A 14,190-nucleotide genomic window follows, 5' to 3' on the forward strand; every position below is an offset into this window, starting at 1 on the left:
CGTCCCTCGGACCGCCCTGTGCTCGACGCGAGGGACGGCGGGAGCGCCCGTCCCGCTACTCCGTCCGTCCGCCGTCCCCGCCGGGCGCCGCGCCGGACAGCGGGAGCCGCGCCCTCACCCGCGCCCCCGCCAGCACGGGCGAGTCCGAGAGCTCCAGCGAGCCCCCGTAGACCGCGAGCTGCCGCTCCAGCCGCGCCAGGCCCGAGCGCGTCGACCCCTCGACGAGTCCGCGGCCGTCGTCGTCGAGGGTGAGCACCACGACGCCCGCCTCCTCGTCGCCGCGCACCCGCAGCGAGGAGGCGCCGCCGTGCTTCAGCGCGTTGGTGACCGCCTCCTCCAGGAACCGGACCAGGAGCATCCGCTGGTCGAGCGGCGCCTCGGCGCCCTCGGCGGCGAGCGCCGGGATGCGGCCGAGGTCGAGGTCGACGGCGATCTCGGGAGGGAGTCGCGCGACGAGGTCGCGGACGGCGGGGACCAGGCCGTGGTCGATCTCGACCGGGTAGAGGGCGTGGCCGACCGCGCGCACCTCGTCCTCGCGGAGCCGGTCGAGCCGGGCGGCGATGGCGAGCAGCCGCTCCGAGGCCGCCTCGTCGGTTGTGCTCGCGACCGCGTGCAGCTCGGCGGTCAGCACCACGAGTCCGTTCTGGAGGCCGCCGTGCAGGCTCTGCGCGACGTCGCGCCGCACCCGCAGCTCCTCCCGCTGCAGGGCCTGCACCGCCTCGAGCGCCTGCACGGAGGCGCGGGCGTGCTCCCGCTCCTTCTCGCGCACGCGCCGTGCCGCGCGCACGAGCAGGTAGCCGTAGGCCGTGATCAGCGCGATCACCGTGGATCCGACGACCAGCTCGACCGCGAGAGCGGGGAGGGCCGAGAGCGGGTAGACGCCGGTCAGCACCTGGAGGCAGCAGCGGACGAGTCCCATCCCCACGGCGATGACCGCCGTCCGGGCCACCCGGCCGCTGCCGGTCGAGCGCTCGGGACGCAGCACCGCGACCAGGGCGATCGCGAGCCCGATCGTCGACACGTTGACCAGGACGCGCGTCGTCACGTCGAGCAGCGGCCCCGGATCGACCCCCCGCAGCGTCCGCGACAGCATCCCGAGCGCGAAGACGGCCTGGAGCGCGGCCAGCAGCGAGAGGACGCCGCCCAGGAGGGCCATCGCTCCGAGGACGATGCGGTTGTCCTCGCGCGCGTCGCGCGGGCCGGCGCTCATCCGGTGTACTCGAGGAAGAGGAGCGTCGCGTCGACCCGCGGGTTGCGCTCGCCGTCCGACCGCACGCCGAGGCCCGCGTAGACGGCGTTGACGTGGTTGTCGACCGAGCGGACCGCGATGCCGAGGCGCTCGCCGATCGCAGCGTTGGTCAGCCCCGATGCGAGGCCCGAGAGCACCTCGTACTGGCGCGGGCTCAGCGCGGCGACCGGGGAGTCGCGGCGGGCCGCGCGGGCGGCGACCAGCGCCGGATCGAGCACGGTGCGGCCGTCCGCCGTCGCGCGGACGGAGGCGAGCAGGGCGGGGGCGGAGAGGGAGGAGGTCTTCGAGAGGTAGCTCCAGCCGCGGGCCTCGGCGCGATCGAGGCGGAGGAAGCGGTGCATCGCGTCGACGGCCGAGAGCAGGACGATGCCCAGTCCGGGCGCGGTGGACCGCAGCCGGCGCCCGAGCTCGATGCCGTCGCCGTCGCCGAGCTCGATGTCGAGGATCGCCACGTCGAGCTCCGCGGGCCGCAGCACCGACCGCGCCTCCGTGGCGGATCCGGCCTCCACGACGCTCCGCACGCCCGGCACCGCGCGCAGCAGCGACGACAGCATGTGCCGGTAGAGGGGCTGGTCGTCGACGACGGCCAGCCTGAGCTCCGGAACGCCCCCCACGGATGTCATCCGCCCATCTTCACCCATGCTCCGGAGGTCGAGGCGTCCCTCGACCGGGGGTCACCGCGCGAGGATCCGCGTCGGCTCGCGGGCGGCGGCGGGCGCCTGCCCCGTGAGCGGGGGGATCAGGAGTGACGAGGCGGGCGCGGAGGGGCGTGGGGTGGGCTCCGGGAAGGGCGGCGAGGAGCGGAGCCACGTGCCGCTCCGGAGTGCCCGCCACGCTGCTCAAGACAGCCGGACGCCCGTCAGCGCGAGGCCCGCGGCCGCCGCCGCGACGGCGAGCGCCGCCGTGCCGACGCCGTACCCCAGGCCGGCCGCCCAGCGCCGGTCGAGCAAGAGCCGCGCGGTCTCGACGCTCGCCGTGCTGAACGTGGTGAAGCCGCCGAGCACGCCCGTCCCGAGCACGGCCCGCCACACCGGGTCGAGGACGCCGGCCAGCACGAGCCCGGTGACGACTCCGAGCAGCAGCGACCCGCTCACGTTGATCAGCGCGGTGCCGACCGGCCAGCGCGCCGGCACGAGCGACCGCGCGACCCCGTCGACGACGAGCCGTGCGGCCGCTCCGACTCCGCCCGCGAGAGCGACCGCGAGCAGCAGGCCGGCCGTCACGCCGCCGCCCTCCGCCGCCCCGCGACAGCGATGCCCAGCGCCGCGGCGAGCACGCCCAGCACGAGCGTGCCGCCGGTGTAGAGCAGGTACTCCACGACGTGGCCGCCCTCGAGCAGCGCGACCGTGTCGAGCGAGAAGGTGCTGTAGGTCGTGAATCCGCCCAGCACGCCGGTGCCGATCAGGAGGCGCAGGGTTCGGCGCCCGCCCTCGTCCGGCCCGCGCCGCGCCAGCGCCTCGAGCAGGAGGCCCAGGAGGAACGCGCCCGGCAGGTTCACGGCGAGCGTCGCGACCGGCACGACGCCCAGCGGAGGCAGTGCGGCGCCGATCGCGGCGCGAATCGCCGTGCCGACGGCACCGCCCGCCGCGACCAGGAGGATCGCGGAGGGGCGCAGGTGCAGGGGTCGCGTCACTCCGGGAGGTCCCAGGGCGCCGGGCGCGACGGGTCGCGGTCGGCGCGCGGGACGACGAGCACGGGGCGGTGCTGGCGGTGAGCGAGGTGGGCGGCGACGCTCCCGCTGAGGAACTCGGCGATGCTCGCGAGCACGCCCGCGTCGCGGGTGCCGACCACGATCATCCGCGCGTCGACCTCCTCGGCGACCTCGGCGAGCGCCAGGGCGGGCTCGCCCCGCGCCGCGCGCAGCGACCACTGCACGGTGCTGCCGTCCAGCTCGTGCTCGACCGTCTTGCGGAGCCCGGGCGGGAGGGACGGGCCCTCGCCGCGGTCGGCCGCGGCGCCGACGAAGCCGAGCGGGATGCCGCCGGTCATCGGATCGACGTACTCGCCGACGAGGTACGGATCGGCCGAGACCGACACGAGCAGCAGGGCGGCTCCGGCGTCGGCGGCGACGCGGGCGGCGGTGCGCAGGACCTCGGGTCGCTGGCCGTCGACGATGCCGACGAGGACGGGCCCGGTGGGGGTGGGTGCGGTCATGAGGAGCTCCTTCCCGGTTGCGCCCCATCCTGGCACCGCGCGGGCGCGAGCGGTCGGAGCATCCGTGCCGGATCCGTCGTGATCGTTCCGTTATGCGCGGGCCTCGGGCTAGAGTGGCTCGTCGCCGGATCCCCACCGGCCCCCGACCCCCCGTCACCACCGTCATCCGAGGAGAACGCACGCGTGTCGAAGCCAGGCATTCCCACCCCTGAGGAGAGTGCCGGCACCCCGACCACTGCACCCCTGACCCGGCGCGAGGCCCGCGAAGCCGAGCGCCGTGCGGCCCGGGCCGAGACGGAGACGGGCGCGGCGACCGCCGGCACCGCGGTCGAGGGCAGCGGATCGGACGACTCCGCCGCTTCCGCAGGCGCTGGCGACTCCGCGCCCACCGCCGTCGACGCCGCAACGGCCGTGGCGACCGCTCCGACCGTCTCGGTCGAGGTCCCCGCCGTCGCCTCCCCCGCCTCCCGGTCGATCCCGGCCTCACCGCGCCGCGCGTCCGCCTCCCGCCCCGTCGCTCCTCGCGTCGCCGAACCCGCCCGGGCCCGTGGCCTCAGCCGCCGCGCCCTGGCCTTCGGCACCTTCTCGGTGGTCGGCGGCCTCTTCGCCACGGCCGCGATCCCCGCGTACGGCGCCCGCAGCTCCTCCGCCACCGCGACCGGCCGCGCCGCCGCGAACCGGGTCGGCCTCCAGAACCTCACCGTCTCCTCCGACGCCGCCGGCCAGACCGCCGTCCGCGACGCCTTCGCCGCACCGACCCAGGCGCAGCTCGACGAGGCCAGCCGCCAGGCGGCCGTGCTCTCCGGATCGAACGGCGGAGAGTTCTCGACCGTGCAGACCCGCGCGGTCGGCGACGACTACCCGTGGCCCTACGAGACCATCGACGACGACGGCGGCGGACTCTCGCCCCTCGGCTACTACTACCGCGAGTGCGTCGACTTCGTGGCCTGGCGCCTCAACCGCGACGCCGGCCGCACCTCCGCGCCGTGGAAGTACACGTGGGGGAACATCACCCCGCTCGGCGGCAGCGCCTACGAGTGGCCGGACAACTGGGCCGCGAAGGGCTGGGCGACCAGCAGCGTCCCGATCGTCGGCTGCGTCGCGTGGTGGACCTACAACCACGTCTCGTACGTGCAGAAGGTCAACGACGACGGCACCGTGCTCCTCGAGGAGTACAACTACGGCGGCAAGCACAGCTACGTCACCCGCACCTTCCCCACCGCGCAGGTCCCGCTCTTCCTGTACCCGCCGGTCCTGTAGGGGGCCTGTTCCCGTCGCGCCTCGGCGGGCGGAGCGTCGCAGTCCCGCTCCCGGCGCGCGTCAGCCGAGCGCGGCGAGGAGGATCGCGAAGGCTGCCGTCGTCGGATCGACGAGCGCCATGTGGTCGGCGTCGGCGAGCTCGTGCAGCTGCACGGCGAGATGCCGGCCGGCGTATCGGCGGCTGTAGGCGACGGGGACGTCCTCGTCGAGTACGCCGTGGATCAGCGTGGTCGGCTGCGGCGGCGCGGGCAGCTGCGCGGGGTCGGCGCCCGGGAGCAGCGCGAGGTCGCCGCCGAGGAGCTCCCCCACGGCGTCGTCGCTGAGGCGGTCGGCGGAGGCGGCGGCCAGGTCGAGCACGCCCGCCAGCGCCACCACAGCGGCGACGTGCGGCGACGGACGGGCGGCCTGCGACCAGACGGCGAGGTGGCCGCCGGCGGAGTGGCCGACGAGGGTGACCGGTCCGGCGCCGGGCAGCAGCGCCGGGAGCGCCGCGAGCACGGCCAGGACGTCGTCGCCGGTGCTCGGCCAGCCGCCTCCCGTGTCGCCCGTGCGCCGGTACTCGGGGAGGAGCACGTCGTGTCCGCGGTCGGCCAGCGCCGCCGCGAGCGGCCGGGCGTGCCGCCGGTCCCACCGCGCGCGCCAGAATCCGCCGTGCACGAGCACGACCGGCCGGCGCGCCCCGCCGGGCGCCCCGCGGAAGACGTCCGCGATCTGCTCCGGTGCCTTCCCGTACCGGCGCACCTCGTCCGGCTCGCGCCCCTCCGTCTGCTGCATCCCCCCAGTACCTCCCCGCGAGACGCCACGTCGGTACGCCGGGCACGGCGTGTCGCGTACCGGAGCGGCATCCCGCGGAGAGGGAGGGGACCGCGTCAGGACTCGAACCAGCCCCGGGGGTGGTGGTCGGCCGTGAGGGGCGTGCGCGGCCGGGTCGGGCGGGCCCAGCGGACGGCGTTCGCCAGCACGCGCCGGATGTCCGGGTGGTGGTAGACGGGGTAGTCCTGGTCGCCGGGCGAGAAGTAGAAGACCTTCCCGAGGCCGCGGGTGTAGGTCACGCCGGAGCGGAACACCTCGCCGCCGGTGAAGGTCGACAGGAACACCGTCTCCTCCGGCACCGGGATGTCGAAGTACTCGCCGTACATCTCCTGCTCGGGGATGATCAGCGGGCTGGGCACGCCCTCGGCGATCGGATGGGTGGGCGCGATCGTCCAGACCAGCTCGCGGTCGCGGTCGTTGCGCCACTTCAGCGAGCAGGTCGTGCCCATGAGCGCTTTGAAGATCGACGAGTAGTGGCCCGAGTGCAGGACCAGGATCCCCATCCCCTCCTGCACGTGCCGCAGGACGCGCTGGACGACCTCGTCCGACACCTCCTCGTGCGCGATGTGCCCCCACCACAGCAGCACGTCCGTCGTCGCGAGCGCCTCCTCGGTGAGCCCGTGCTCGGGCTCGGGGAGCGTCGCGGTGCGGACCGAGACGGCGTCGCCGAGCGACTCCGCGAGCCCGTCCGCGATGACGCGGTGGATGCCGTCCGGGTAGTGGCGCAGCACGGTCTCGTCGCCGCGGGTCTCGTGGCGGAACTCGTTCCAGACGAGGACCTCGATCGGGGCGCTCATGCGACCGCCACCTCCTGCTTCTCGGCGGCGGAGCGGTAGATCGCGTCGACCACCCGGCTGCGGTGCAGAGCGTACTCGCCGTAGTGGCCGGAGTAGCGGGGGCCGCCCGCGGGCGCGTCGGCTCCCGAGGCGATGGCCTCCAGGAACTCGGCGATGACCGAGCGGTGGTGTCCGGCGGGGACCTTCACGTCGGGGTGCGAGACGGTCGGCGCTCCGGCGACCTCGGAGTAGAGCGTCAGAGTCCCTTCCGTGGCGTAGTCGGCGATGTGGAGGCGCGCGCCCCCGGCCGAGCCGAGCAGCTCGACCTCGATGTCCTCGTCGACCTTCGAGTAGCTGGCCCAGGAGGCGTCGAGCTGGAGCGAGCGGCCGTTGTCGAGGCGCAGCAGGGCGCTCGAGAAGTCCTCTACCTCGAACGCGTGCGTGCCGGTGGCGGCGACGCCGTGCGGGCGCCCTCCGCGGCCGGAGCGGCCGATCTCGCCGTACGCGACCGCCGAGACGCTGGTCACGCGCGGCTCGTCGAGCAGGTGCAGCGCGATGTCGAGCACGTGGGAGCCGAGGTCGATGAGCGGGCCGCCGCCGGCGAGCTCCTTGCTGGTGAACCAGGAGCCGATGCCGGGGATGCCGGTGCGCCGCTGCCAGCTCGCGCGGGCGTGGTAGACGTCGCCCAGCGGCGCGTCGTCGAGGTAGTCGCGGAGGAAGGCGACGTCGGCGCGGCGGCGGTGGTTGTACGCGATCTCGAGCACCCGGTCGTTCGTGCGGGCGGCCTCGACCATCTCGGCCGCCAGCTCAGCGGTGGTGGCGAGCGGCTTCTCGCAGAAGACGTGCTTGCCGCTCGCGAGCGCGGCCACGGCGATCGGGTGGTGCAGGTGGTTTGGGACGCCGATGGAGACGACGTCGAGGTCGTCGCGGGCGACGAGCTCCTCCCAGTCGGCGTAGAGGTCGGGGACGCCGCGGGTCGCGCCGAGTTCGTGCAGGCGCGCCTCCTCCTGGCCGGCGAGCGCGACGACGCGGGCGCCGGGCAGGGACTGGAAGGCGTCGAGGTGGGTGGTGCCGGCGAAGCCGAGGCCGACGACCCCCACGCGCAGCTCAGTGGTGTTCTCTGTCATGCGCCGAGCCTACTCGAATCGATTCGAGCACTCCATGGGCGGTGCGGCCTCCCGGAGCATCCGGCAGGCCGGCTTCAGGCCGCGAGGCGCGCCTCGAGCGCGGCGAGCGACGCGCGCAGGGCCGGCGCCTCGAGGGCGTCGCCGTCGGCGGCGGCGTGCGCGGCGGCGAACGCCTGGACCTGGCGGTGCAGCTCGACGCGGGTACCCCCGCGGGCGACGACCGCGAGCCGCTCGGCGAGGCGCACGCCGGCGCGGACGACGAGCGGCTGCTCCATCGCGTACGAGCGCAGGGCGAGGAACACGTCGGCCAGCAGCTCGCCCGCTCGCGGCCACGGGACGACCAGGCGGACGACTCCGTCGGCGTCGGAGTAGCGGCCGCGCGCCTCCGGCCGGCCGCAGAGGTCGACGAGCGCGCTGGTCAGGGCCTCGACGGCGCCGACCGCGGTGTACGGGTCGTTCGTGCCGGTCGCGAGCCCGCGGACTCCGATCTCGACCACCTGCTGGACGGCGTACCGGAGGTCCTGGTGCGGGGTGCGCGCGTCGGCGACGACGACCGCGGCGACCGCCTCCTCCTGGGCGACGGACCCCTCCAAGACCTCGAGCACCGGGTCTCCGACGAGGACGTGGTCGCCGGGCAGCGCGAGCACCCGGAGCCGCGCGTCGCCGCGGCGGGCCAGGGCGACCAGCCGCTCGACCTCGAGCTGCTCGACGTAGCCGCCCCGCACCGCCCGCAGGACGACCGGCTCGCGCCCCGCCGGCGGCAGGGCCTCCTCCGCGAGCAGGGCCGCCTCCGCCTCCGCCGGCTCCTCCCCGTCCTCCGGGTGCAGCCGCTCGATGACGTCGACGAGCTCGCCGAGCACCCGCTGCTGCAGCGTCGTCACCTGCACCGACAGCGCGATGTGGTGGATGAAGTAGACGAGCACCGCGACGTCGCCCACCGCGAGCAGCACCGAGAACGAGACGGCCACCACCGGCACGAACGTCAGCGAGGCGTCCTCCTCGGTGTGCACCGCGCGCAGAACGATCAGCGAGTACAGGAACGTGGACGTGAGCACCGCCAGGACGACCTGGTTGCCGCGGTCGGCCATGAAGTTGCGGACAAGCCGGGGCCCGTAGGCGGAGGACGTGGTTGCCAGCACCGAGATCGTGATCGAGAACGAGGTCGCGGCGACGCCCAGCATCGTCCCGCCGATCGCCGAGAGGATCGCCCGGCCGCCGGTCGGCGACAGGTCCTCGATCAGGGGGATGTCGCTGACGCCGGCGCGGACCAGCAGGTGGTCGACCTCGACCAGCCCCAGCGCCAGCCCGACGGCGAGGACGCCGAACAGCGCCGGGAGGAACCAGAAGGATTCGCGGAGATGGAGGAGCCGGGAGCGCATCCTCGAAGGCTAGAGCGGCGCCTCCTCGCGGGCCGCGCCGCCGCGGAGGCTTGCGCGCCGGGCCGGGACGTGCCGCGGTGCCTGCCGCCAAGGCGACGTCGCGTCAGGGCCGTCCGCACTGCGGGGGCGTCGTCGCGACGGACGCCGGACGCACCGGAGGCGCCGACCCCCGGGGATCGGCGCCTCCGCCGGGCGTCAGGTGACGTTGATGAGCGTGCGCTGCCAGCCGGAGGATCCGTCGGGCGCGACCGGCGCGCGGTCCTCGATCTGGACCATGCCGTTCTTGTCGACCGCGCGGACCGCGACGTAGTGCGAGCCGGGCTGGGCGTCCCAGTCGACGAACCACTGCACCCAGGTGTCGAGGTTGACCGGGGTCGAGAGCGTCGCCTCCTGCCAGTCGCCGTTGTCGATGCTCACCTCGACCTTCTCGATGCCGATGCTCTGCGCCCAGGCGACACCAGCGATCTTGAGAGCGCCCGAGGTGACGGGGACGCCGATCCGCGGGGTGTCGATCCGCGAGGACATCTTGATGGGGGCCTCGGCGGAGTAGCCGCGCGGGGTCCAGTAGGCCTGGTCGGCCTCGAAGGTGGTGACCTTGAGCTCGGTGAGCCACTTGGTGGCCGAGACGTAGCCGTAGAGGCCGGGCACGATCATCCGCACCGGGAAGCCGTGCTCGAACGGGAGGGGCTCGCCGTTCATGCCGACGGCGAGGATCGCGTCGAGATTGTCGTCCGTGACCGCGGTGATCGGGGTGGACGCCGTGTAGCCGTCGCTGCTGGTCGAGAGGAGCATGTCGGCGCCGCTCTGCACGCCGGCCATCTTCAGCACGTCGCGCAGGGGGACGCCGAGCCACTTGGCGTTGCCGACGAGGTTGCCGCCGACCTGGTTCGAGACGCAGGTGAGGGTGATGCCGTACTCGTCGAGGCCCATGTCGAAGATCTGCTGGAGGTTCAGCGTCACCTCGCGGTCGACCATGCCGGTGATCTTCAGCGACCAGGCCGACGGGTCCAGGTTGGGCACGGTGAGGGCGGTGTCGACGCGGTAGAAGTCGGCGTTCGGCGTGTAGAGCGGGGTGATGCCCTCGATGTCGAGCTCGGCGCCCGCGGGGACCGAGACGGTGCTGCGCGGGGACGGCAGGCGCAGGGCGTCGCGGACACCGGCGAGGGAGGAGGTCGCCGCGTTGACCAGGCGGGCACCGGTGCCGACGACGGCCGCGCCGACGGCGGAGATCAGCGCGATGCGGAAGAAGCCGCGGCGCTCGAGGGCGCCCGGACGGGCCTCGGAGGATGTTCCCCTGGCCTCCGAGGCCCGGGCCGCACGCCAGCCGCGCAGGCGCGTGAAGAGGAGGTGCATGACGACGACGGCGACGACGAGTCCGACCAGCGTGGGCACCGCAGCGAGCGGCGACGCTCCGGTGCGGGTCACGATGGCGGCGATCGAGAGGCCGCCGGCGATCACGAGCAGCACCTGGCCGAGCGGCGGGCGGACCAGCTGGAGCACTCCGGCGATCGCGGCGGCGACGACGACCGCGGCGCCCACGCTGCCGAGCAGGAAGGTCTTGTCGTTCTCGCCGAACGTCTCGATCGCGAACTCCTTGAGCGGGCGCGGGACGATGTCGACGATGAAGGCGCCGAGGGCGAGCACGGGGCTCGCGGTGCGGGCGACCGCGAGGGCGATGAGCTCGGCGACGGCGAGGAGGACTCCGCCCGTGACGATGCCCGCGAGGGCGGCGAGCAGGAAGTAGAGAGCTCGATGCTCGCGCACGGGTGCCGCTGTCTGGTTCATGGAGGAGAGTTTTCTCCCGCGACCTGCCGTTTCCCAGGGTGTCCCTGGTTTGGTCGTGTAGGCGCCTTTTTCATAACGAACAGGTAACGCACAGCGGCGTGACCGCGGCCGGGTCGGTCGAGGGGCCGACCCGCGAGGTCGGCCCGGCGTCGGCCCGGATCCGTCTCGAGACCGTCGACGGTGAGGATCGTCGACGGTGAGGATCGTCGACGCCGGTCCCGTGCGGTGGGCTCGGCGCAGGCGCGCTCGGACCCGCGCGACGGACTCGCGTCCCGCTGCCCCTCCGCGGTCCGGAGTGACGGTGCCGCGGACCGCTCGGGTCGGCTGCTCGCCGCCGCGCCTCTTCTTCCGCCGGCCCCCTCGAGGGCCCGTCCGTCAGAGCGCCCCGAGGACCGGGCCGCCGAGGATCGCCTCCGCCTCGTGCCAGAGCCGCGCGCCCAGCGCCGCGTCGGTCGAGCTGGGCACGGGAGTCGCGAGCACCGGCTCTCCCGCGGCTCCGTGGCGGGGGCCGATGTAGGCGTTCCGCGGCAGTGTCGGTGCGGCGACGGCGGCGACGGCGGGTCGCGCCGCGGAGTCCTTCCCCTGCACCAGGCGCGAGACCAGCGGCGCGAGGGCGGGTGCGAGGAGCCGCACGGGCAGCGGCCGCTCGTGGAGCGGCGGCCGCTCGGGGGTGAGGGCATCGATGGCGCCGCCGGGGTGGGCGACGACGGAGCGGATCCGAGACCCCGCGTCGAGGAGGCGGCGGTCGAGCTCGAACCCCAGGATCTCCGCGGCGTGCTTGGACATCGCGTAGGCGACGCGGGGGCGGTAGGACTTCTGCGAGAGCCAGTCGTCGGGGTCGAAGGGGATCCGCCGGGTGAGCATGCTGCCGGTGCTGACGATCCGCGCGGCCGGCGCCTCCTCGAGCGCCGGCAGTGCGGAGCGCAGGAGCTCGAGGTGCGCGAGGACGTTCACGCCGACCGTCGACTCGACGCCGAAAGCGCCCGTCGCAGCGGTCCTCGGCGCGGCGATGATCCCCGCGTTGAGGACGATGCCGTCGAGGGTGCCGAGGCGCCGGAGGGCGTCCCCCGCCGACAGGATCGACTCCCGGTCGGAGAGGTCCAGCGGCAGGTGACGGTGCAGGCCCGGCTCGGGGAGCAGCCCGATGGCCGAGTGCGCCCGGGCCGCCGAGCGGGCGGCGACGACGACCCGTGCGCCGAGGCGGGCGAGTCCCTCCGCGACGAAGAAGCCGATGCCGCCGGCGGCCCCGGTGACGACGACGGTGCGCCCGTCGAGTCGTGCGATCTCCACGGCGGTCTCCCCTCGGCGCCCGAGAAGGGGCGCGGTGGTCTCGGAAGGGCTCAGATTCCCTTCAATCCTTGAAGCTTCACCGTACATGCTTCAGGACTTGAAGCGATATTCTGCTCGCATGGCGACGCGACGGGACGAGCGGCTGGCGGACGCGCTGGCCGCGGTCTACGACGTGGTGGCGCGCACCGACGAGGCGCTCGCTCCGGCACTGCGCGAGTACGGCATCACCGCCACGACCGCCCACCTCCTCTGGAGCATCGACCCCGACGAGCCCGCTCCGTCCATGAGCGAGGCGGCCGCCCGAGCGCACTGCACCCCTCAGAACGTCACCTTCCTCTGCCGGCAGCTCGAGGCGCGGGGACTGGTCGAGCGCCGGGTGTCGCCGACGGACCAGCGGCAGCGCGTCATCGGGATCACGCCGCTCGGCCGCGTCGCCCGCGAGCGGATCAGCGCGCTCGTCTCCGCCGACTCCCCCCTGGCGCGGAGGACCGATGCGGTGCTCGACGCCGTCGTCGAGATGCTCGGCCCGCCGCCGGGCCTCACCGCGCGCGACGCCCCCGCCGGAGGACCGCCGCGTTCGCGGTGACGATGAGGGCGATGCCGATCCATCCGGCCGCGCCGACGTCCTGCCCGAGCACGACCGCGCCGATGAGGGCGGCCAGGACGGGGTTGGCGCTCATGAGCGTCCCGAACACGCTCGCCGGGAGCCTCCGGAGCGCGATCACGTCGGCCACGAACGGGACGGCCGTCGCCAGGACGCCGGCGCCGACCGCCAGGAGCACGGTGCCCGCGTCGGGGCGCGTCGTGACGAGCGTCCAGACGGCGACGGGCAGGAAGACGGCGGCGGAGATGCCGGTCGCCGTGGCGGTCCCCTGTGCTCCGGGCAGCCGGAGTCCGATGATCCGGTTGAGCAGGATGTACGCGGCCCAGCAGCACGCGGCCGCGAGACCGAGCGCGATCCCCAGCTGGTCGGACGAGGGCCTCGGCCCGGCGATCGCCACGACGCCCGCTCCGGCGACGAGGGCGCAGAGCGCGCTGGTCCTGCTCCGGGAGCCGAGGAGCGCGACCGCCAGCGGCCCGCAGAACTCCAGGGTCACCGCCAGCCCCAGCCCGATGCGGTCGATGGCCGCGTAGAGCGTGAGGTTCATCGCTCCGAACACCACGGCGAGGAGCAGGACGGGCCACCACTGCGCGCGGGTCAGGTCGCGGATCCGCGGCCGCACGACCGGGAGGAGGATCAGCGCGGCGACGATCTGCCGGACGGCGACCACTCCGACGGATCCCAGGACCGGGAAGGCCAGAGTCCCGGAGGCCGCCCCGAGCTGGTTCGAGAGGGCGCTCGCGAGGGCGGTCGCGACGCCGACGGTCCGGCCGTCGCCGGGGAGCTGCTTCGTCATGCCGGAAGTCTGCGAGCCGTCCGGCCCCGGCTCACAATGCATCACCGGTCCGATCGATGCGGGAACCGCATGAATAGGATGCGGTCATGGATCTGGAACTGCGCCACCTCCGGTCGTTCGTCGGCGTCGTGGACGCCGGGACCTTCACCGACGCGGGGATCGACCTCGGCATCTCCCAGACGGCGGTCTCCCGCAACGTCGCGGCGCTCGAGTCCGTCCTCGGACGAAGGCTCCTCCACCGGACGACCCGCAGCGTCGAGCTCGCGCCGGCGGGCGAGCGGGTGCTGCGGCACGCCCGCCGCGTCCTGGCCGTCGTCGACGATCTGCGCGAGGAGGCGGCGGCCGGGACGGACACGATCCGGATCGGCTACGCCTGGTCGGCTCTCGGCGAGCACACCCAGGAGTTCCAGCGCCGCTGGGCCGCGGCGCTCCCCCGCCACGAGCTGCGGCTGATCCGCTCCAACACGCCCACCGCGGGGCTCGCGGAGGGCCTCAGCGATCTCGCGATCCTCCGGCGCGGATCTCCGGCTGCGGACGTCGAGTCGGCTCTGATCGGCACCGAGAAGCGCTACTGCGCCCTGTCCGTCGACGACCCGCTCGCCGCGAAGCGCACGGTCACCCTCGCCCAGGTGGCGACCGCTCCGCTCGCGCTCGACGACCGGACCGGGAGCACCCGGCTCGACCTCTGGCCCGAGCACGACCGGCCGCGGATCACCGTCCCGACGACCGACGTCGACGACTGGCTCACGGTGATCAGCAGCGGCACCGCCCGCGGAGTGACCGCGGAGTCGACGGTGAGCCAGTACCGGCGGCAGGGCCTCGCCTACCGGGTCGTCCGCGACGCTCCGCCGGTCCCCGTGCACGCCGCGTGGATCCGGAGCGACCCGCCGCCCCTCCTGGGCGACGTCATCGGGCTGCTCCAGGGCCTCTACCGCGCCTCCGACTGACGACGACGGCCGC

Annotated in this window: 15 protein-coding genes; 3 read left to right on the forward strand and 12 right to left on the reverse strand. The window is 74.5% G+C overall.

What is annotated here, in order from left to right; translation table 11 throughout:
- Positions 1-55: 55 nt before the first annotated feature.
- From C5C49_RS06950 to C5C49_RS06970, 5 genes are all read right to left on the reverse strand, one after another.
- Positions 56-1,210 (reverse strand): sensor histidine kinase, encoded by a 1,155-nt coding sequence (locus C5C49_RS06950; protein WP_104345760.1) that lies wholly within the window; start codon positions 1,208-1,210, stop codon positions 56-58.
- Positions 1,207-1,872 carry a response regulator transcription factor gene (locus C5C49_RS06955; RefSeq protein ID WP_104345761.1) on the reverse strand — a complete coding sequence of 222 codons (666 nt, stop codon included), beginning with the start codon at positions 1,870-1,872 and terminating at the stop codon, positions 1,207-1,209. Before C5C49_RS06955 ends, C5C49_RS06950 begins: the two co-directional genes overlap by 4 nt.
- A 216-nt stretch (positions 1,873-2,088) precedes the next feature.
- Positions 2,089-2,472 (reverse strand): CrcB family protein, encoded by a 384-nt coding sequence (locus tag C5C49_RS06960; RefSeq protein ID WP_104345762.1) that lies wholly within the window; start codon positions 2,470-2,472, stop codon positions 2,089-2,091.
- The gene (locus C5C49_RS06965) at positions 2,469-2,882 is read right to left on the reverse strand and encodes a CrcB family protein (protein WP_258068409.1); all 414 of its coding nucleotides are present in this window, start codon (positions 2,880-2,882) and stop codon (positions 2,469-2,471) included. Before C5C49_RS06965 ends, C5C49_RS06960 begins: the two co-directional genes overlap by 4 nt.
- Positions 2,879-3,403, reverse strand: a complete 525-nt coding sequence (locus C5C49_RS06970) for a universal stress protein (RefSeq protein ID WP_104345763.1) — start codon at positions 3,401-3,403, stop codon at positions 2,879-2,881. Before C5C49_RS06970 ends, C5C49_RS06965 begins: the two co-directional genes overlap by 4 nt.
- A gap of 183 nt (positions 3,404-3,586) precedes the next feature.
- On the opposite strand from C5C49_RS06970, the gene C5C49_RS06975 reads away from it, so the two are divergent.
- Positions 3,587-4,663: a CHAP domain-containing protein gene (locus C5C49_RS06975; protein WP_104345764.1), complete on the forward strand. Its 1,077-nt coding sequence runs from the start codon at positions 3,587-3,589 to the stop codon at positions 4,661-4,663.
- Positions 4,664-4,723: 60 nt separating this feature from the next.
- Here C5C49_RS06975 and C5C49_RS06980 read toward each other — a convergent pair whose 3' ends face one another.
- From C5C49_RS06980 to C5C49_RS07005, 6 genes are all read right to left on the reverse strand, one after another.
- The gene (locus C5C49_RS06980; protein WP_104345765.1) at positions 4,724-5,437 is read right to left on the reverse strand and encodes an alpha/beta hydrolase; all 714 of its coding nucleotides are present in this window, start codon (positions 5,435-5,437) and stop codon (positions 4,724-4,726) included.
- Between the two features lie 95 nt (positions 5,438-5,532).
- On the reverse strand, positions 5,533-6,273 hold the full coding sequence (locus tag C5C49_RS06985) for a ThuA domain-containing protein (protein WP_104226581.1): 741 nt from the start codon (positions 6,271-6,273) through the stop codon (positions 5,533-5,535).
- Positions 6,270-7,379 carry a Gfo/Idh/MocA family protein gene (locus C5C49_RS06990; protein ID WP_104248208.1) on the reverse strand — a complete coding sequence of 370 codons (1,110 nt, stop codon included), beginning with the start codon at positions 7,377-7,379 and terminating at the stop codon, positions 6,270-6,272. The genes C5C49_RS06985 and C5C49_RS06990 overlap by 4 nt, the downstream gene beginning before the upstream one ends.
- Before the next feature lie 74 nt (positions 7,380-7,453).
- The gene (locus tag C5C49_RS06995; protein WP_104345766.1) at positions 7,454-8,758 is read right to left on the reverse strand and encodes a DUF2254 domain-containing protein; all 1,305 of its coding nucleotides are present in this window, start codon (positions 8,756-8,758) and stop codon (positions 7,454-7,456) included.
- 195 nt (positions 8,759-8,953) lie between these two features.
- On the reverse strand, positions 8,954-10,543 hold the full coding sequence (locus tag C5C49_RS07000) for a molybdopterin-dependent oxidoreductase (RefSeq protein ID WP_104239239.1): 1,590 nt from the start codon (positions 10,541-10,543) through the stop codon (positions 8,954-8,956).
- 375 nt (positions 10,544-10,918) lie between these two features.
- The gene (locus C5C49_RS07005) at positions 10,919-11,833 is read right to left on the reverse strand and encodes an SDR family NAD(P)-dependent oxidoreductase (protein WP_181135724.1); all 915 of its coding nucleotides are present in this window, start codon (positions 11,831-11,833) and stop codon (positions 10,919-10,921) included.
- Positions 11,834-11,951: 118 nt separating this feature from the next.
- On the opposite strand from C5C49_RS07005, the gene C5C49_RS16930 reads away from it, so the two are divergent.
- Positions 11,952-12,419: a MarR family winged helix-turn-helix transcriptional regulator gene (locus C5C49_RS16930; RefSeq protein WP_181135725.1), complete on the forward strand. Its 468-nt coding sequence runs from the start codon at positions 11,952-11,954 to the stop codon at positions 12,417-12,419.
- Here C5C49_RS16930 and C5C49_RS07015 read toward each other — a convergent pair.
- Positions 12,373-13,230, reverse strand: coding sequence for a DMT family transporter (locus C5C49_RS07015; protein ID WP_104345768.1), 858 nt, complete (start codon positions 13,228-13,230; stop codon positions 12,373-12,375). The genes C5C49_RS16930 and C5C49_RS07015 overlap by 47 nt on opposite strands.
- 86 nt (positions 13,231-13,316) lie before the next feature.
- On the opposite strand from C5C49_RS07015, the gene C5C49_RS07020 reads away from it, so the two are divergent.
- A complete protein-coding gene (locus tag C5C49_RS07020; RefSeq protein ID WP_104273848.1) occupies positions 13,317-14,177 on the forward strand; it encodes a LysR family transcriptional regulator in 861 nt (286 codons plus the stop codon).
- The last annotated feature ends 13 nt before the right edge of the window (positions 14,178-14,190 follow it).

The sequence above is a fragment of the Rathayibacter sp. AY1E2 genome, assembly GCF_002932325.1.
In the GTDB taxonomy this organism is placed as follows: Bacteria; Actinomycetota; Actinomycetes; order Actinomycetales; family Microbacteriaceae; genus Rathayibacter.